The sequence below is a fragment of the Pseudomonas sp. Snoq117.2 genome, assembly GCF_900110545.1.
Classification (GTDB): Bacteria; Pseudomonadota; Gammaproteobacteria; order Pseudomonadales; family Pseudomonadaceae; genus Chryseomonas; species Chryseomonas benzopyrenica.
Genome location: NZ_FOED01000001.1, coordinates 834,324 through 852,678, shown reverse-complemented (window position 1 = coordinate 852,678; position 18,355 = coordinate 834,324). Strand labels below are relative to the sequence as shown.

17 protein-coding genes are annotated in these 18,355 nt (G+C 63.1%); 15 read left to right on the top strand and 2 right to left on the bottom strand.

From position 1 onward, the window contains the following. Positions 1 to 4: 4 nt before the first annotated feature. Complete coding sequence (locus BMZ43_RS04295) at positions 5 to 2,704, bottom strand: [protein-PII] uridylyltransferase (RefSeq protein WP_093250277.1); 2,700 nt, start codon at positions 2,702 to 2,704, stop codon at positions 5 to 7. A gap of 10 nt (positions 2,705 to 2,714) precedes the next feature. After that, positions 2,715 to 3,497, bottom strand: a complete 783-nt coding sequence (map, locus tag BMZ43_RS04290; protein WP_017639057.1) for a type I methionyl aminopeptidase — start codon at positions 3,495 to 3,497, stop codon at positions 2,715 to 2,717. A 287-nt stretch (positions 3,498 to 3,784) separates the two neighbouring features. Here map and rpsB point away from each other — a divergent pair, with 287 nt between their 5' ends. From rpsB to rnhB, 15 genes are all read left to right on the top strand, one after another. Continuing rightward, positions 3,785 to 4,522, top strand: coding sequence for a 30S ribosomal protein S2 (gene rpsB / locus BMZ43_RS04285; protein ID WP_017639056.1), 738 nt, complete (start codon positions 3,785 to 3,787; stop codon positions 4,520 to 4,522). Between the two features lie 131 nt (positions 4,523 to 4,653). Then, entirely contained in the window at positions 4,654 to 5,523 is an 870-nt protein-coding gene (gene tsf, locus BMZ43_RS04280; RefSeq protein ID WP_017639055.1) for a translation elongation factor Ts, read from the top strand. A 191-nt stretch (positions 5,524 to 5,714) separates the two neighbouring features. Next, complete coding sequence (gene pyrH, locus BMZ43_RS04275; RefSeq protein ID WP_017639054.1) at positions 5,715 to 6,458, top strand: UMP kinase; 744 nt, start codon at positions 5,715 to 5,717, stop codon at positions 6,456 to 6,458. After that, a complete protein-coding gene (frr, locus tag BMZ43_RS04270; RefSeq protein ID WP_007159491.1) occupies positions 6,455 to 7,012 on the top strand; it encodes a ribosome recycling factor in 558 nt (185 codons plus the stop codon). Before pyrH ends, frr begins: the two co-directional genes overlap by 4 nt. A gap of 18 nt (positions 7,013 to 7,030) precedes the next feature. Beyond that, complete coding sequence (uppS, locus tag BMZ43_RS04265; RefSeq protein ID WP_017639053.1) at positions 7,031 to 7,780, top strand: polyprenyl diphosphate synthase; 750 nt, start codon at positions 7,031 to 7,033, stop codon at positions 7,778 to 7,780. Further along, complete coding sequence (locus BMZ43_RS04260; protein ID WP_093250272.1) at positions 7,780 to 8,595, top strand: phosphatidate cytidylyltransferase; 816 nt, start codon at positions 7,780 to 7,782, stop codon at positions 8,593 to 8,595. The genes uppS and BMZ43_RS04260 overlap by 1 nt, the downstream gene beginning before the upstream one ends. Further along, positions 8,592 to 9,773, top strand: a complete 1,182-nt coding sequence (ispC, locus tag BMZ43_RS04255; RefSeq protein ID WP_037062975.1) for a 1-deoxy-D-xylulose-5-phosphate reductoisomerase — start codon at positions 8,592 to 8,594, stop codon at positions 9,771 to 9,773. Before BMZ43_RS04260 ends, ispC begins: the two co-directional genes overlap by 4 nt. A 66-nt stretch (positions 9,774 to 9,839) precedes the next feature. Then, positions 9,840 to 11,192 carry an RIP metalloprotease RseP gene (gene rseP / locus BMZ43_RS04250; protein WP_093250266.1) on the top strand — a complete coding sequence of 451 codons (1,353 nt, stop codon included), beginning with the start codon at positions 9,840 to 9,842 and terminating at the stop codon, positions 11,190 to 11,192. A gap of 73 nt (positions 11,193 to 11,265) precedes the next feature. Further along, positions 11,266 to 13,653: an outer membrane protein assembly factor BamA gene (gene bamA / locus BMZ43_RS04245; protein ID WP_026083607.1), complete on the top strand. Its 2,388-nt coding sequence runs from the start codon at positions 11,266 to 11,268 to the stop codon at positions 13,651 to 13,653. Between the two features lie 38 nt (positions 13,654 to 13,691). Then, a complete protein-coding gene (locus tag BMZ43_RS04240) occupies positions 13,692 to 14,195 on the top strand; it encodes an OmpH/Skp family outer membrane protein (RefSeq protein WP_017639048.1) in 504 nt (167 codons plus the stop codon). Next, complete coding sequence (lpxD, locus tag BMZ43_RS04235) at positions 14,195 to 15,268, top strand: UDP-3-O-(3-hydroxymyristoyl)glucosamine N-acyltransferase (RefSeq protein ID WP_064306762.1); 1,074 nt, start codon at positions 14,195 to 14,197, stop codon at positions 15,266 to 15,268. Before BMZ43_RS04240 ends, lpxD begins: the two co-directional genes overlap by 1 nt. Before the next feature lie 45 nt (positions 15,269 to 15,313). Beyond that, positions 15,314 to 15,754, top strand: coding sequence for a 3-hydroxyacyl-ACP dehydratase FabZ (gene fabZ, locus BMZ43_RS04230; protein ID WP_007159483.1), 441 nt, complete (start codon positions 15,314 to 15,316; stop codon positions 15,752 to 15,754). Beyond that, positions 15,751 to 16,527 carry an acyl-ACP--UDP-N-acetylglucosamine O-acyltransferase gene (lpxA, locus tag BMZ43_RS04225; RefSeq protein WP_064306761.1) on the top strand — a complete coding sequence of 259 codons (777 nt, stop codon included), beginning with the start codon at positions 15,751 to 15,753 and terminating at the stop codon, positions 16,525 to 16,527. Before fabZ ends, lpxA begins: the two co-directional genes overlap by 4 nt. A gap of 16 nt (positions 16,528 to 16,543) precedes the next feature. Continuing rightward, complete coding sequence (lpxB, locus tag BMZ43_RS04220; protein WP_177344777.1) at positions 16,544 to 17,671, top strand: lipid-A-disaccharide synthase; 1,128 nt, start codon at positions 16,544 to 16,546, stop codon at positions 17,669 to 17,671. After that, positions 17,671 to 18,306: a ribonuclease HII gene (gene rnhB / locus BMZ43_RS04215; protein WP_064306759.1), complete on the top strand. Its 636-nt coding sequence runs from the start codon at positions 17,671 to 17,673 to the stop codon at positions 18,304 to 18,306. Before lpxB ends, rnhB begins: the two co-directional genes overlap by 1 nt. Positions 18,307 to 18,355: the final 49 nt, after the last annotated feature.

The window sequence follows — 18,355 nt, the reverse complement described above, 5'->3', positions numbered from 1 at the left end:
GGCGCTAGATGCTGATGCGGCTGAGTGGCGTCTGGCTGTCCGACTCGCCCAGTTGCTTGATCAGGGCTTGCTGCAGGGCGCTGCACAGAGCGGGATCCGCCAGGGGGCGACCATCGGCGTCGGTGACATAGAAGACGTCTTCCACGCGCTCGCCGAGGGTGGCGATCTTGGCGTTGAGCACGGACAGGTCGAAGTCGAGGAAGATGCGACCCACCCGTGCCAGCAGCCCGGGTCGGTCCGGCGCCGTTAACTCGATCAGACTCGCCGAACGCGTAGTGTCGGTATAGATGTTCACCTGGGGCGAAAAGGCGAAATGCTTGAGCTGGCGGGTCACGCGCCGGTTGATGATGCTCGGGTACTCTTCCGGGTGCTTGAGCGCCTCGATCAGGCCGGCGCGGATCTGGGCGACGCGCGCGGGATTGTTGCCGATCGAGCCGCCATCGGTGTCCAGCACGATATAGGTGTCCAGGGTGAACTGGCTGCTGGAGGTGATGATGCGTGCGTCCTGAATGTTCAGGTTGAGCTGGTCCATCACCGCCACGGTCACCGCGAAGAAGTCATGCTGGTCCGCGGCATAGATGAAGATCTGGGTGCCGCCTTCGGAATCCCGCTGGGTGGTCTCGCGGATCAGCACCAGGGGCTCCGCGGTATCGCCATGGCCGAGGATGGCCTCGGTGTGCCAGGCCACGTCCAGCGCCGTATGCCGCAGGAAATAGGTGTCGCCCAGCTGCGACCACAGCTGCTCGGCGTCATCGGCATCGATGCCGCGGCGCATCAGGGTATCGAGGGCCGATTGCTGGGTGCTGCGAATCTGCTCCTCGCGATTGACCGGATTCTCCAGGCCGCGGCGCAGGGCGCGCTTGGTCTCGGTGTAGAGCTGGCGCAGCAGGGTGGCGCGCCAGGAATTCCACAGCGACGGATTGGTCGCGGTGATGTCGGCCACGGTGAGGACGTACAGATAGTCCAGGTGGGTGTGGTCACCCACCGTCAGGGCGAAGTCGTGGATCACCTGGGGATCGGAGAGATCCTTGCGCTGGGCGGTGGTGGACATCACCAGGTGGTTGCGCACCAGCCAGCTGACCAGGCGGGTATCCCATTCCGGCAGCTGGTGGCGGCGACCGAAGGCTTCCACGTCTTCCGCGCCCAGCTCCGAGTGATCGCCGCCACGGCCCTTGGCGATGTCGTGGTAGAGACCGGCGATATAGATCAGCTCCGGCTTGGGCAGCTTGTGGATCACCCGCGTCGCCAGCGGATACTTCTCCGCCAGGACGTCGTAGCTCATCTTGCGCAGATGCTTGATGAGATTGAGGGTGTGAGCGTCCACCGTATAGATGTGGAAGAGGTCATGCTGCATCTGGCCGACGATCTGGCCGAATTCGGGCAGGTAGAGCCCCAACAGTCCGTAGCGATTCATCCGCCGCAGATTGCGATGGATTCCGGATTCGCTCTTGAGCAGTTCGATGAACAGGCTGGTATTGCGGATGTCCTGGCGGAAGGCGTCGTCGATCAGGTGACGGCTGTCACGCAGCAAGCGGATGGTGCCGGCGCTGGGGCCCTTGACCGCCGGGTTCTGCGCCAGCAGGACGAACAGTTCCATCAGGGCGAAGGGCGTGCGCAGGAACACCTGCGGATGCACCACCTCCAGGTAGCCGTTGCGGATCTGGAATCTGTTGTTGATGGGTGTCACCGCGGCGGGCACCTGCTCGTCGCGCAGATTCACTTCCTCGAAGTGCTGCATGACCACGTCGCTGAGCTGGGAGACGTCCATCACTACCCGGTAGTACTTCTGCATGAAGCGTTCTACCGCCAGCTTGGCGTCGTTGTCCTCGTAGCCGAGCAGGTTGGCGATGCGTCGCTGGTGGTCGAACAGCAGGCGATCCTCCGGGCGACCGGCCAGCATGTGCAGGGCATAGCGAACCTTCCACAGGTATTCCTGCGCCGAGATCAGCAGGCTGCACTCGCTTTCGGTGAGAAAGCCCTGGCCCACCAGGGCCTGCAGGTTGAGGGTGCCGAATTGCCGCCGGGCGATCCACAGCAGCGTCTGGATGTCGCGCAGGCCGCCGGGCGAACCTTTCACGTTGGGTTCGAGGTTGTACTCGGTGTCGTTGTACTTGGCGTGCCTTGCACTCTGCTCGGCGCGCTTGGCCAGGTAGAAGGCGCGCCCTGGCCAGAGGTGCTCGACACTGGTGGCCGCGAGCATCGCCTGGCGCAGGTGCTCGGGGCCGGCAAGGGTGCGGCTTTCCATCAGGTTGGTGATGACCGTCAGGTCGGCGAGGGCTTCGGTGGTGCACTCGCGCAGCGATCTGACGCTTTGCCCCACCGCCAGGCCCACGTCCCACAGCAGGGTCAGGAAGCCTTCGATGGAATTGCGGAAGCGTTCCTGCTCCTCTTCGGCGAGCAGGATCAGCAGGTCGATGTCCGAATGCGGGTGCAACTCGCCGCGGCCATAGCCGCCTACGGCGAGCAGCGCGATGCCATCTTCCGGCCAACTGAAGCGATTCCAGGCCGCGATGAGCATCTGGTCGATGAACCAGGCGCGATCCTCGACCAGCCGGCGCACGCTGCGTCCGGCCAGAAAGCGGGCATCGAGGGTAGCGTTCGCGGCCCGGATGAATTTCTTGAAGGCCGCGAGGGGGCTGGCTTTCAGCGAAAGCTCAGCCTGGAACTGGCCGGCGTCGAACAACTCCGAATCGACCTGGGGCATGGGCGCTCACTCACGCAGAAACGCGGGGAAAGGTTTCGTCCTTTCTCAGGGTCAGGATCTCGTAACCCTGTTCGGTGACCAGCACCGTGTGTTCCCACTGCGCGGACAGCTTGCGGTCCTTGGTGATGGCGGTCCAGCCGTCGCCCAGCAGGCGGGTCTCGTAGCGGCCCTGGTTGATCATCGGCTCGATGGTGAAGATCATCCCGGCCTGCAGCTCGAGGCCGGTACCGGCACGGCCGTAATGCACTACCTGCGGCTCCTCGTGGAAGCCCTTGCCGATGCCGTGGCCGCAGTATTCGCGCACCACCGAGAAGCCGTTCTTCTCCGCATGCTTCTGGATGACTTCGCCGATATCGCCCAGGCGCGCGCCCGGGCGGACCAGCTCGATACCCTTGTAGAGGCATTCCTGGGTGATCTGACAGAGGCGGTCCGCCCACTCGGGCACGTCGCCCACCAGATACATCTTGCTGGTGTCGCCGTGGTAGCCGTCTTTGATCACGGTGATGTCCACGTTCATGATGTCGCCGCTCTTGAGCGGCTTGTCATTGGGAATGCCGTGGCAGACCACGTGGTTGAGCGAGGTGCAGATGGATTTCGGATAGCCCTTGTAGTTCAGCGGGGCGGGGATGGCCTGCTGCACGTTGACGATGTAGTCGTGGGCCAGCCGATCCAGTTCTTCGGTGGTGATGCCGGGACGCACGTGCTCGTCCAGCATTTCGAGCACCTCGGCGGCCAGTTGGCCGGCGATGCGCATCTTGGCGATGTCTTCAGGGGTCTTGAGGATGACGGTCATCGGAAATCTCTAGGTATCACGCCGGGCGTTAGCTTTCGATCCGCTATTCTATCAGAGCCGTCGCCCGCGCTGTGGCTACCGGCGGTACCCCTGGAACTCCGCTAGGCGGCAATCGCCGCTAGTGGTATCCGGTAAGGCGTGATATAAAGTCGCGCGCTTTTTCGGGGCTATGCCCTCTAGCGCTCCTAACCCCACACACGCATCGACACGATGACCTGGGTGCTTCCCGATGGGAAGTTGGTCATTGGGATGCGTGGAGGCCCAACCCGACTACGAGGAACATCTAAATGTCTCAAGTCTCCATGCGTGACATGCTGAAAGCCGGCGTGCATTTCGGCCACCAAACCCGTTACTGGAACCCGAAGATGGGCAAGTACATCTTCGGCGCGCGTAACAAGATCCACATCATCAACCTCGAAAAGACCCTGCCGATGTTCAACGAGGCCCTGACCTTCGTTGAGCGCCTGGCGTCCGGCAAGAACAAGATCCTGTTCGTCGGCACCAAGCGCGCTGCCGGCAAGATCGTTCGCGAAGAAGCCGCGCGTTGCGGTCAGCCCTTCGTCGATCATCGCTGGTTGGGCGGCATGCTGACCAACTACAAGACCATCCGTGCCTCGATCAAGCGTCTGCGCGATCTGGAAGTCCAGTCCCAGGACGGTACTTTCGACAAGCTGACCAAGAAAGAAGCCCTGATGCGTACCCGCGACCTCGAGAAGCTCGAGCGCAGCCTGGGTGGTATCAAGGACATGGGCGGTCTGCCGGATGCCCTGTTCGTGATCGACGTTGACCACGAGCGCATCGCCATCACCGAAGCCAACAAGCTGGGCATCCCGGTCATCGGCGTCGTCGATACCAACAGCAGCCCGGAAGGTGTTGACTACATCATCCCCGGCAACGATGACGCCTTCCGCGCCGTTACTCTGTACCTGAGCAGCGTTGCCGATGCCGTGATCCGTGGCGGCAGCAACGGCGGTGCCAACGAGCAATTCGTCGAAGAAACCGCTGCCGAAGCCGTCGAGGGCTGAGCAGGTCGACCCTAGGGTCGAGCGGTTCGACGTGCGAGAAGGGGGCCTAGCCCCCTTTTTGCCTACTGGCGTTTCATTGGCTCCGTCTCCGTGCGGAGTGACCTCGAAACCGATTCAAGAGGATTTCAAACATGGCAGAAATCACTGCAGCCCTGGTCAAAGAACTGCGCGAGCGCACCGGCCAAGGCATGATGGATTGCAAGAAGGCCCTGGCCGCTGCCGGTGGCGACATCGAGAAGGCCATTGACGACATGCGTGCCGCTGGCGCCATCAAGGCCGCCAAGAAAGCCGGTAACGTGGCTGCCGAAGGCTCCATCGCGGTCAAGGTCGCTGACGACCACAAGGCTGCCGTCATCATCGAAGTCAACTCCCAGACCGATTTCCTGGCTCTGCAGGACGACTTCAAGGGCTTCGTCGCCGCCAGCCTGGACAAGGCCTTCGCCGAGAAGATGAGCGATGCCGCTCCGCTGATCGCCGCTCAGGAAAGTGCCCGTGAGGCCCTGGTCGCCAAGTGCGGCGAGAACGTCAACATCCGTCGTCTGACCCGCGTCGAAGGCGATGTCGTTGGCGCCTACCTCCACGGTCACCGCATCGGTGTGGTCGTTACCCTGCAGGGTGGCAGCGCCGAGTTGGCCAAGGAAATCGCCATGCACGTCGCGGCGAGCAATCCCCAGTTCCTGAATCCCTCCCAGGTTTCCGAAGAAGCTGTCGCTAAGGAAAAGGAAATCTTCCTGGCGCTGAATGCCGACAAGATCGCCGGCAAGCCGGAAAACATCGTGGAGAACATGGTCAAGGGTCGTATCAACAAGTTCCTGGCCGAAGCCAGCCTGGTTGAGCAGCCCTTCATCAAGGATCCGGAAGTCAAGGTCGGTGAACTGGCCAAGAAAGCCGGCGCCGAAATCGTTTCCTTCGTGCGTTACGAAGTAGGCGAAGGCATCGAGAAGGCTGAAGTCGACTTCGCTGCCGAAGTCGCTGCCCAGCTGGCTGCCAGCAAGCAGTAAGACCGGCATCCGCCGTTGACCAGGAGGCCGCCCGCTTCGAGCGCGCGGCCTCTTTGTCAAATTGGAAGGCAGGTCTGATTTCTCGTCTTCCAAGGAGTTTTTTGCCGATGGGAGTGAACGCAACTGCAGTTGCGCTTTCCTATCGCTGGATCAAAATCCCCGCACATGTTCATCGCCACAGGAGAGAGTGAATGGCACAGCAGATGAGTGGTCGCCAACCCCGTTACAAGCGTATTCTGCTGAAGCTCAGTGGCGAAGCCCTGATGGGAAGTGAAGACTTCGGGATCGATCCGAAGGTGCTGGATCGCATGTCGCTGGAGATTGGCCAACTGGTGGGCATCGGTGTCCAGGTCGGTCTGGTGATCGGTGGTGGCAACCTGTTCCGCGGTGCGGCGCTGTCCGCCGTGGGCATGGACCGGGTGACCGGCGACCACATGGGCATGCTGGCTACCGTGATGAACGCCCTGGCCATGCGTGACGCCCTGGAACGCTCCAATATTCCCGCCACGGTGATGTCCGCCATCTCCATGGTCGGCGTGACCGACCAGTACGATCGCCGCAAGGCCCTGCGTCAGTTGAAGGATGGCGAAGTCGTCATCTTCTCCGCCGGGACCGGCAATCCGTTCTTTACCACCGATTCCGCCGCCTGCCTGCGCGCCATCGAGGTCGAAGCCGATCTGGTGCTCAAGGCCACCAAGGTGGATGGTGTATACACGGCAGATCCTTTCAAGGATCCCAATGCCGAAAAATTCGAGCGCCTGACCTACGACGAAGTGCTCGACCGCAAGCTGGGTGTCATGGACCTCACGGCCATCTGTCTCTGCCGTGACCACAACATGCCCCTGCGGGTTTTCAACATGAACAAGCCCGGCGCCCTGCTCAACATCGTGGTGGGCGGTGGTGAGGGCACCCTGATCGAGGAGGGAGCAGCATGATCAACGAGATCAAGAAGGATGCGCAGACGCGCATGACCAAGACCCTGGAAGCCCTGGGCCACGCCTTTGCCAAGATCCGTACCGGACGCGCTCATCCAAGCATCCTGGATAGCGTCATGGTGTCCTACTACGGCAGCGACACTCCGCTGCGCCAGGTGGCCAACGTCACCGTCGAGGATTCGCGGACCCTGGCCCTGAGCGTGTTCGACAAGAGCATGATCCAGGCGGTCGAGAAGGCCATCATGACCTCCGACCTGGGCCTCAATCCGGCCACCGCCGGCACCACCATTCGCGTGCCGATGCCGGCCCTGACCGAAGAGACCCGCAAGGGCTTCACCAAGCAGGCGCGTGCCGAGGCCGAGCAGGCGCGGGTCTCCGTGCGCAACATCCGCCGCGATGCCCTGGCTCAGCTCAAGGATCTGCTCAAGGAAAAGGAAATCAGTGAAGACGAGGATCGTCGCGCTCAGGATGAAGTCCAGAAGCTGACTGATAAATTCGTCGCCGAGGTGGACAAGGCTCTGGAGGCCAAGGAAGCCGACTTGATGGCTGTTTGACAACGGTTGGGACGTAACATGGGCATGAGCAAGCCAGGCAAGGTGGTGCCACGTCACGTGGCGATCATCATGGATGGGAACAATCGCTGGGCGCGCCGTCGGTTGCTGCCGGGCGTCGCCGGTCACAAGGCCGGAGTGGACGCCGTGCGCGCGGTCATCGAGGTGTGCGGCGATGCGGGCGTCGAGGTGCTGACGCTGTTCGCCTTTTCCAGCGAGAACTGGCGGCGTCCGGCCGACGAGGTCGGCGCCCTGATGGAGCTCTTCCTGTCCGCTTTGCGGCGAGAGGCCAAGAAGCTGCATCAGAATGGCATCCGGCTGCGCATCATCGGCGATCGCTCGCTGTTCCACCCGGAACTGCAGGCGGCCATGGCGGAAGTCGAGGCACTCACTGCCCATCACACTCGATTCGTGCTGCAGATCGCCGCCAACTACGGGGGACAATGGGATATCACCCAGGCCGCCCAGCAGTTGGCGACGCAGGTCCAGCAGGGGTCGCTGCAGCCGGGTGACATCACGCCTGAGCTGCTGCAGGGCTGCCTGGCGACCGCTGACCTGCCGTTGCCCGACCTGTGCATCCGCACGGGTGGCGAGCGGCGGGTCAGCAACTTCCTGCTCTGGCAGATCGCCTATGCCGAGCTGTATTTTTCCGACCTGTTCTGGCCGGACTTCAAGCACGAGGCCATGCACGCCGCGCTGGCCGACTTCGCCACCCGCCAACGGCGGTTCGGCCGGACCTGCGAACAGGTGGAAGCGGAGCTACGCGCCTAATGCTGAAGCAGCGAGTTATCACGGCGATGGTGCTCCTGCCCATCGCCCTGGCCGGATTTTTCTGGCTGGAAGGGGCGGCCTTCGCCTTGTTCATCGGTGCGGTCGTGGTCCTGGGTGCCTGGGAGTGGGCACGCTTGGCGGGTCTGGAAACCCAGCCGCTGCGTTGTGCCTATGCCGCCGTCGTGGCGCTGGCGCTGCTGCTCTGCTGGTGGTTGCCGGCGGGGGCTCACGGACTGCTGTTCATCAGCCTGGCCTGGTGGCTCTATGCGACCGTGCTGGTGCTCACCTATCCCGATAGCGCTCGGGCCTGGCAAGCCTCCTGGCGACGCCTGCTGATCGGGCTGGTGGTGCTGATTCCGGCCTGGCAGGGGCTGATGCTGCTCAAGGCGGCACCGGGTGGCAATCTACTGATTCTCGAAGTGATGATGCTGGTGTGGCTGGCCGACATCTTCGCCTATTTCTCCGGGCGGGCCTTTGGCAAGCGCAAGCTGGCGCCGGCGGTGAGTCCGGGCAAGAGCTGGGAAGGCCTCTATGGCGGCCTGGCCGCCGCTTTGGTGGCGACCCTGGTGCTCGGCCTGGTCCGTGGCTGGGGGGTGGGTGACCTCATGCAGGCGCTCATCGGCGCGGCCTGCGTGGTGCTGATTTCCGTGGTGGGTGATCTCACCGAAAGCATGTTCAAGCGTCAGGCCGGGCTCAAGGACAGCAGTCAGTTGCTGCCAGGGCACGGTGGCGTACTGGATCGCATCGACAGCCTCACGGCCGCCGTACCGCTGTTCGCGCTGCTGCTCTGGTGGGCCGGCTGGGGTGTCCAGTGAGTCTCCAACGGCTTTGCGTGCTGGGTGCGACCGGCTCCATCGGTGCCAGCACCCTGGATGTAGTAGCGCGGCACCCTGAGCGTTATCGGATCTTTGCCTTGAGCGGGCATCGTCGCCTGAATGAGCTGGCTGATCTCTGCCGACGTTTCCAGCCGGTCTATGCGGCCGTGCCGGATCAGGCGTCCGCCGACTGCTTGGCCGGCCTGCTGCGAGGGGCTGAAATGCTCCCCGAGATCCTGGTGGGCGAGGGTGGCCTGGAGGCTATCGCCGCTCATCCTCAGGTCGATACCGTCATGGCGGCCATCGTTGGCGCGGCCGGGCTGAAGCCGACACTGGCGGCGGTCAAGGCTGGCAAGCGCGTGCTGCTGGCCAACAAGGAAGCCCTGGTCATGAGCGGCGCGCTCTTCATTGAGGCGGTGCAGGCCAGTGGCGCGACCCTGCTGCCCATCGACAGCGAGCACAACGCCATCTTCCAGTGCCTGGCCGATCCGGCGACACCCGGCTTGGCGCGCAAGGGCGTACGACGCATCCTGCTCACCGCCTCGGGTGGTCCGTTCCGCGAGACACCGGCCGAGCAGCTGGTCGAGGTGACGCCGGACCAGGCCTGTGCCCATCCCAAGTGGTCCATGGGTCGCAAGATTTCGGTGGACTCCGCGACCCTGATGAACAAGGGCTTGGAGTTGATCGAGGCGTGCTGGCTGTTCGAGGCGACACCTGAGCAGGTCGAGGTGGTCATCCATCCCCAGAGCGTGATTCATTCGCTGGTCGACTATGTGGACGGTTCGGTGCTGGCCCAGTTGGGCAATCCCGATATGCGCACCCCCATTGCCCATGCCCTGGCCTGGCCCGAGCGAATCGACTCCGGAGTCACGGCGCTGGATCTGTTCGAAATCGGCCGGCTCGAGTTCGAGCGCCCTGACGAAGCGCGCTTTCCATGCCTGCGTCTGGCCCGAGAAGCCGCTCAGGCGGGTGGTTGCATGCCGGCGACGCTCAATGCCGCCAACGAAGTCGCCGTCGAGGCCTTTCTCGCGGGTCAACTGGGTTTTACCGAGATCCCGCAACTGATCGAGTCGGTGCTCAAGGGTGTCGAGCCCGGTCCGGCCGCCGATCTGGACGCGGTTTTCGCAGCCGACAATACCGCTCGGCAGCTGGCTCGGGAGTGGTTGGCGAGACGCTGATCCCGCGCCTCGACACCTGACCTGCGAGTCCGCAGAATCGGCACACTGAGGTAGCGGAGGCAGCCAATGTCCATCCTTTATACGATACTGGGAACCCTGATCGCCCTGGGCGTCCTGGTGACCATTCACGAGTATGGCCATTTCTGGACGGCGCGCCGGTGCGGCGTCAAGGTCCTGCGCTTTTCCGTCGGTTTTGGCAAGCCGCTGCTGCGCTGGCACGATCGCCACGGCACCGAATTCGTGGTGGCCGCGATCCCACTGGGCGGCTACGTGAAGATGCTGGGCGAGCGCGAAGCGCCGGTGGCCCCTGAAGATCAGCATGCCGCCTTCAACCGCAAGACGGTACGCCAGCGCATCGCCATCGTCGCCGCCGGTCCGATCGCCAACTTCCTGCTTGCCATCCTGTTCTTCTGGGTGTTGGCCATGCTGGGTTCCCAGCAGCCGCGGCCGGTCGTGGGCGGCATCACGCCCGATACGCTGGCTGCCACCGCAGGCATCCCCGTCGGCGCTGAGCTGACCGCGGTGGATGACGCCGCTGTGGACAGCTGGTCGGCAGTCAATCTGCGCCTGGTCGATCGTCTGGGTGAAAGTGGTCCGCTGCGCCTGAGTTACCGGGTGCCGGGCACCACCGCCGAGCAGCGCACGGTCATCCAGCTCGACGCCTGGCTGCGCGGTGCGGAAGATCCCGATCCGATCCAGGCCCTGGGCCTGAAACCCTGGCGGCCACAGATTCCGGCAGTCTTCGCCGAGCTGGATCCGGCCGGTCCGGCGAAAGCGGCCGGCCTGCAGACGGAGGATCGCCTGATCGCCTTGAACGATACGGCGATCAGCGATTGGCAGCAGGCGGTGGACTGGGTGCGGGCGCACCCCGATCAGCAGGTCAAGGTCACCTATGAACGCGAGGGTCAGCGGCGGGATCTGTCCCTGCGTTTGGGCGCGCGGCGGGTCGATTCCACCGACGCCGGCTACCTCGGCGCCGGTGTGGCACCGGTCAAGTGGCCGGCGGAAATGGTTCGCGAAATCAGCTATGGACCCGTCGCCGCCGTAGGGGAGGGGATCGGTCGGACCTGGCAGATGAGCGTGCTGACGCTGGTTTCCCTGAAGAAGATGCTCTTGGGAGAGCTGTCGGTAAAAAACTTGAGCGGGCCGATAACCATTGCTAAAGTGGCGGGCGCTTCCGCTCAGTCAGGCCTGGGGGACTTCCTCAATTTTCTGGCGTACCTGAGCATTAGCCTGGGGGTTCTGAATCTGTTGCCTATCCCTGTGCTCGACGGTGGTCACCTGGTGTTCTACTTCGTCGAGTGGATTCGCGGGCGGCCCTTGTCCGAGCGTGTACAGACATGGGGCATGCAGATCGGTATTAGCCTCGTCGTGGGTGTGATGCTGCTGGCCTTGGTCAATGACCTCGGTCGCCTCTGACACTCTGCTGATTGCCGAATCTGCCGCCCAGTGCGGCAGATTCTTTATTTGCCAGTTGGAATAAAAGGGACTCATGAAACGCCTGCTGCTACCTGCGGTAATAGCCGCGCTGATGATCGGCGAGGTACACGCCGAGTCCTTCACCATCTCCGATATCCGCGTCAACGGACTGCAACGAGTATCGTCCGGCAGCGTCTTCGGTGCCCTGCCGCTCAATGTCGGCGAATCCGTCGACGACAACAAGTTGGCCGAAGCCTCCCGCTCGCTCTTCCGTACCGGATTCTTCCAGGACATCCAGCTGGGCCGTGACGGCAACGTCCTGGTCGTCAATCTGGTCGAGCGTCCCTCCATTTCCAGCATCACCCTGGAAGGCAACAAGGCGATTTCCAGCGACGACCTGATGAAGGGCCTCAAGCAGGCCGGTCTCGCCGAGGGCGAGATCTTCCAGCGTGCGACGCTGGAAGGCGTGCGCAACGAACTGCTGCGCCAGTACGTCGCCCAAGGCCGTTATTCCGCCAGCATCGACGCCGAAGTGGTGCCGCAGCCCCGTAACCGGGTGCAGCTCAAGATCACCGTCAACGAGGGCGAGGTCGCGACCATCTCCCACGTCAATGTGGTGGGCAACACGGTCTTCGCCGAGGATGACCTTACCTCGCTGTTCGAACTCAAGCCGAGCAACTGGTTGTCGTTCTTCCGTAACGATGACAAATACTCCCGGGAAAAGTTGGCGGGTGACCTGGAGCGCCTGCGCTCCTATTACCTGGACCGCGGCTACATCAACATGGACATCACCTCGACCCAGGTGTCCATCACGCCCGACAAGAAGCACGTCTACATCACGGTCAACGTCAACGAAGGGCAGAAGTACACCGTTCGTGAAGTCAAGCTGTCCGGCGACCTCAAGGTGCCGGAGGAAGAGCTGCGCAAACTGATGCTGGTCCAGCCGGGCCAGGTCTTCTCGCGCAAGGTCATGACCAGCACCTCGGATCTGATCACCCGCCGCCTGGGCAACGAAGGCTATACCTTCGCCAACGTCAACGGTCTGCCCGAGCCCCATGACGACGACCACAGCGTGTCCCTGACCTATGTGGTCGATCCGGGCAAGCGTGCCTACGTCAATCGCATCAACTTCCGCGGCAACACCAAGACCGAGGACGAGGTGCTGCGTCGCGAGATGCGCCAGATGGAAGGCGGATGGGCGTCCACCTACCTCATCGACCAGTCCAAGACCCGTCTCGAACGCTTGGGCTACTTCAAGGAAGTCAAGGTCGAGACGCCCCAGGTGCCTGGCACCGACGACATGGTCGACGTCAACTACAACGTCGAAGAGCAGCCGTCGGGCTCTATTACCGCCAGCATCGGCTTCGCCCAGAGCGCCGGTCTGATCCTCGGCGGTTCCATCAGCCAGAACAACTTCCTCGGTACCGGCAACCAGGTCAGCATCGGTCTGACCCGTTCCCAGTACCAGAGTCGCTACAACTTCAGCTTCACCGATCCCTACTTCACGCCGGATGGCGTGAGTCTGGGCTACAACATCTTCTATCGCAGCACCGACTACAGCAAACTGTACGACAGTGACGTCTCCTACTACTCGATCAACAGCCTGGGTACCGGTGTCACCCTGGGCTATCCGATCAGCGAGACCTCGCGCCTGACCTATGGTCTGAGCGTGCAGAAGGACGAGATCAACCCCGGTACCTACAGCGCCGACGAGATCTACGATTTCGTAGATCGCGAAGGGGACAACTTCACCAACTTCAAGGCTAGCATCGGCTGGTCCAGCTCGACGCTGAACCGCGGTGTGCTGCCGACCCGGGGTGCCTCCCAGAGCATGACCGGCCAGATCACCATTCCGGGCAGCGACCTGAGCTTCTACAAGCTCGACTACCGCGGCCAGTTGTTCACGCCGCTGACCGACACTACCGCGCTGCGCTTCCATACCGAGCTGGGTTACGGCGACAGCTATGGTGGCACCGATGGCCTGCCGTTCTACGAGAACTACTACGCCGGTGGCTTCAACTCGGTACGGGGTTTCGAGGACAGCAGCCTGGGGCCGCGGACCACGCCGCCTAAGAATCCGCCGACTTACGTAGGTAAAGGACAAGGCTACCGTGATCGGGAGAACGACGAGGCCTTCGGTGGCAACGTCCTGATCACCGGTGGTGTGGAATACCTGTTCCCACTGCCCTTTGTGAAGGATCAGAAATCTTTGCGTACCGTGTTGTTCTGGGACGTGGGTAATGTGTTCTCGACTGGAAATTGCTACAAGACGCCCGATGGCCAAGATGGAACGAAGAATTGCGGAGACATCAGCTTCTCCAACATGGCCAGCTCCGTTGGTGTCGGTGTGACCTGGGTTACCGCCCTGGGTCCGCTGAGCTTCAGCCTGGGCGTTCCGGTCAAGAAGCCGACCAACTCCGATCCGCAGGTCTTCCAGTTCTCGCTGGGTCAGACGTTCTGACCCAGGCTACACCTTTGCGCTTTACGCAGGAGTCAACTGTGCACAAGTACACCCGTTACGCTCTGTTCGCTGCCGTTCTCGTCGCCGCTCCGGTGTTCGCCGATACCAAGATCGCTGTCCTAAACTACCAGATGGCCCTGCTGGAATCCGATGCCGCCAAGAAGTACGCGGTGGATTCCGAGAAGAAGTTCGGTCCCCAGCTGAACAAGCTCAAGGGTCTGGAAAGCTCCGCCAAGGACATCCAAGACAAGCTCAACAAGGGCGGTGACAAGCTGGCCCAGGCCGAGCGTACCCGTCTGGAGAACGACTTCCGCCAGAAGGCTCGGGACTTCCAGTTCCAGTCCAAGGAACTCAACGATGCCAAGGCGGCGTCGGATCGTGACATGCTCAAGCTGCTCAAGCCGCGTCTGGACAAGGCCGTGGAAGAGGTGCTGAAGAAGGGCGATTACGATCTGGTGCTCGAGCGCGGTGCCGTGGTGGACGTGAAGCCGCAATACGACATCACCCGTCAGGTGATCGAGCGCATGAACGCGGGTCGTTGATGAGCCATACCACCTTTACGCTGGGCGAACTGGCGCAGTGGCTGGAAAGCCGCCAGTTGACCGTGGAGTTACGCGGTTCGTCCGAGCGCCTGGTAACCGGTCTGGCTACTCTGCCCGAGGCCGGTCCTGAGCAGTTGAGTTTTCTCGCCAATCCGCAGTACCGCCGCTACCTGGCCGATACCCAGGCCGGGGCCGTGCTGCTGACGGAAAAGGACGCCGACGGCTATGCCGGTGACGCCCTGATCCTGGCGAACCCCTATCTGGCCTACGCGCGGCTTTCCCATCTGTTCGATCGCAAGCCGCGCAGCGCGGCCGGTATCCATCCCACGGCGCTGGTCGCGGCGGATGCCCAGGTGGATCCGACGGCGGCCATCGGTCCCTATGTGGTGATTGAGGCGCAGGCGCGCATCGGCGCGGGCGTCAGTCTGGGCGCCCACTGCGTGGTGGGCGCGCGGAGCGTCATTGGCGCCGACAGTTGGCTGGCGCCCCGGGTCACGCTCTATCACGACGTGACCATTGGCGAGCGCGCCGTGGTGCAATCGGGTGCCGTGATCGGTGCCGAGGGCTTCGGCTTCGCCAACGAGGGTGGCCAGTGGCAGAAGATCGCCCAGCTGGGTGGGGTGCTGATCGGCGATGACGTCGAGATTGGTGCCAACACCACCATCGACCGCGGCGCCCTGGCGAACACGGTCATCAGCAATGGCGTCAAGCTCGACAACCAGATCATGATCGCGCACAACGTCCAGGTCGGTGAGCACACCGCCATGGCCGCCTGCGTGGGCATCTCTGGCAGTACCAAGATCGGCAAACACTGCACCATCGCCGGCGGCGTGGGCATGGTCGGTCATATCGAGGTGTGCGACCACGTGTTCGTCACCGGTATGACCATGGTGACCCGCTCGATTACCGAGCCCGGCGCCTATTCCTCCGGTACGGCGATGCAGCCGGCCGGTGAATGGAAGAAGAGCGCCGCGCGGATTCGTCACCTCGACGACATGGCCCGCCGTCTGCAACATCTGGAAAAAATCGTTGCTACCGTGACCTCGCGGGATGACGCTGCTTCTGATGCTTGATTCTGCATCGGATGTTTCCCCTTTCTGAACAGGCCTTCCCCGACCATGATGGACATCAACGAGATCCGTGAATATCTCCCGCATCGCTATCCCTTTCTGTTAGTGGATCGCGTGCTGGAGCTGGATATCGAAGCCAAGCGCATTCGTGCCTACAAGAACGTCAGCATCAACGAACCGTTCTTTACCGGCCACTTCCCCCAGCACCCGATCATGCCGGGCGTGCTGATCGTCGAGGCCATGGCCCAGGCCGCCGGCGTGCTCGGTTTCAAGATGATGAATTCCTCGCCGGCAGACGGCACCCTGTACTACTTCGTCGGATCGGATAAGCTGCGGTTTCGCCAACCGGTGACGCCGGGCGATCAGCTGATGCTCGACGCCCGCTTCATCAGCACCAAGCGCGGCATCTGGAAGTTCGAGTGCCACGCCAGTGTGGACGACAAGCCGGTCTGTTCGGCTGAAATCATCTGTGCGGAACGCAAGCTATGACGTTGATTGACCCCAGGGCTATCGTCGACCCCCAGGCACGGCTCGCCGCCGATGTCCAGGTCGGCCCCTGGTCGATCATCGGACCGGATGTCGAGATTGGCGAAGGGACCGTCATCGGCCCTCACGTCATCCTCAAGGGTCCGACCGTGATCGGACGTCACAATCGTATCTTCCAGTTCTCGTCGATCGGCGAGGATACGCCTGATCTCAAGTACCAGGGCGAACCGACCCGGCTGCGGATCGGCGATCACAACACCATCCGCGAAGGGGTCACCATCCATCGCGGTACCGTGCAGGATCGGGAAGAGACGACCCTTGGCGATCACAACCTGCTGATGGCCTATGTGCACATCGGCCATGACAGCGTGATCGGCAATCACTGCATCCTGGTCAACAACACGGCCCTCGCCGGGCACGTGCATGTCGACGACTGGGCGATCCTGTCCGGCTATACCCTGGTGCATCAGTTCTGCCGCATCGGTGCCCACAGCTTTTCCGGCATGGGCACGGCCATCGGCAAGGATGTGCCGGCCTATGTCACGGTGTTCGGCAATCCGGCCGAAGCCCGCAGCATGAACTTCGAAGGCATGCGCCGCCGGGGCTTCTCGGCCGAAGCCATCAAGGAATTGCGCCGCGCCTACAAGGTGGTCTATCGTCAGGGGCTGACCGTCGATGACGCCCTGCGTGAGCTGGAGCCGGTGGCTCAGCGGTTTCCCGAGGTGGCGGTGTTCCGTGATTCCATCCTGAGTGCGACGCGTGGCATCACCCGCTGAGTTCGCCCAACGCCCGCTGCGCGTGGCGCTGGTGGCAGGGGAGGCGTCGGGTGATCTGCTCGGCGCCGGCCTAATGCAGGCGCTGCGTGAACAGCACCCGAATATCTCCTTCATGGGCGTGGGCGGTCCGCGGATGGAAGCCGAAGGGTTGGTGTCCGAATTTCCCATGGAACGCCTGGCGGTCATGGGGCTGGTCGAGGTACTCGGCCGCCTGCGTGAACTCCTGGGTCGGCGCAAGGCGCTGATCGCTCAGTTGCTCGACGCCCGTCCCGACGTCTTCATCGGTATCGATGCTCCGGATTTCGTCCTCGAAATCGAAGCCCAGCTGCATCGCGCGGGCATTCCGGCGGTGCACTACGTCAGTCCCTCGGTCTGGGCCTGGCGCCAGAAGCGGGTGCTCAAGATCCGCGACGGCTGCGACCTGATGCTGACCCTGTTTCCCTTCGAAGCCCGTTTCTACGAGGAGCAGCAGGTGCCCGTGCGCTTCGTCGGGCATCCGCTGGCCGATACCATTCCCCTGGACAGCGACCGCCTGGCGGCCAGACAGGCCTTGGGCCTGCCGGAAGAGGGTACGGTCATCGCCCTGTTGCCGGGCAGTCGCGGTGGCGAAGTAGGGCGCCTCGGTGCGCTGTTCCTCGACGCCGCCGCCCAGTTGCTGACCGTGCGTCCTGGTGTGCGTTTCGTCTTGCCCTGTGCCAACGCCGCACGACGGGCGCAGGTGGAGCAGCTGCTGGAAGGGCGGCCGCCTTTGCCGCTACTGCTGACCGATGGGCGTTCCCACGAGGTGCTGGCCGCCTGTGACGGCGTGCTGATCGCCTCGGGTACCGCGACCCTGGAGACGCTGCTGTTCAAGCGGCCCATGGTGGTGGCCTATCGGGTGGCGCCCCTGACCTATCTGATTCTCAAGCAGCTGGTGAAGAGTCCCTACATTTCGCTGCCCAATCTGCTGGCCGGGCGCAAGCTGGTGCCCGAGCTGATCCAGCACGAGGCGACACCGGAGCGGCTGGTGGCCGAACTGCTGCCGTTGCTGGAGCGGCCACAGCAGCAGACCGACAGCTTCGCCGCCATCCACCACAGCCTGAGGCGCGATGCCTCGGTCCAGGCGGCCGGGGCCGTGCTGGATCTCCTGCGGCAGCGCAGCTGATGCAGTTGGGACTGGATTTCAATCTGGTCGAGGCGCTGGTCGCCGGGGTGGATGAAGTCGGCCGCGGTCCGCTGTGCGGCGCCGTGGTCACGGCCGCGGTGATCCTCGATCCGGGCAAGCCCATTCTCGGGCTGAACGATTCGAAGAAGCTGTCGCTGGCGCGCCGCGAAGCCCTGTTCGACGAGATCCAGGAAAAGGCCCTGGCCTGGTGCGTGGCCCGTGCCGAGGTCGCCGAGATCGACCGGCTGAACATCCTGCACGCTACCATGCTGGCCATGCAGCGCGCGGTGGAAGGCCTGCAGGTGCAGCCGCGGGTGGCCCTGATCGATGGCAATCGCTGTCCCAAGCTGGCGGTGCCCAGTTCGCCGGTGGTGAAGGGCGACAGCCAGGTCCCGGCGATCGCCGCGGCCTCCATTCTGGCCAAGGTGACCCGCGACCGCGAAATGCAGGCGCTGGACGCTTTCTATCCGGGCTATGGCCTGGCCGGACACAAGGGCTATCCCACCGCCGAGCACCTGGACGCGCTCAGGCGCCTGGGCCCCACGCCCATCCACCGGCGCTCCTTCGCGCCGGTGCGCGACGCCTGGCACGCCCTCGAGACCCAGGCCTCGACCCAGATCGTCGCGACCTACTGACAGCCGTCGCGGCGCTCTGACCTCGGGTCGACAATCCAGTACAATCTCG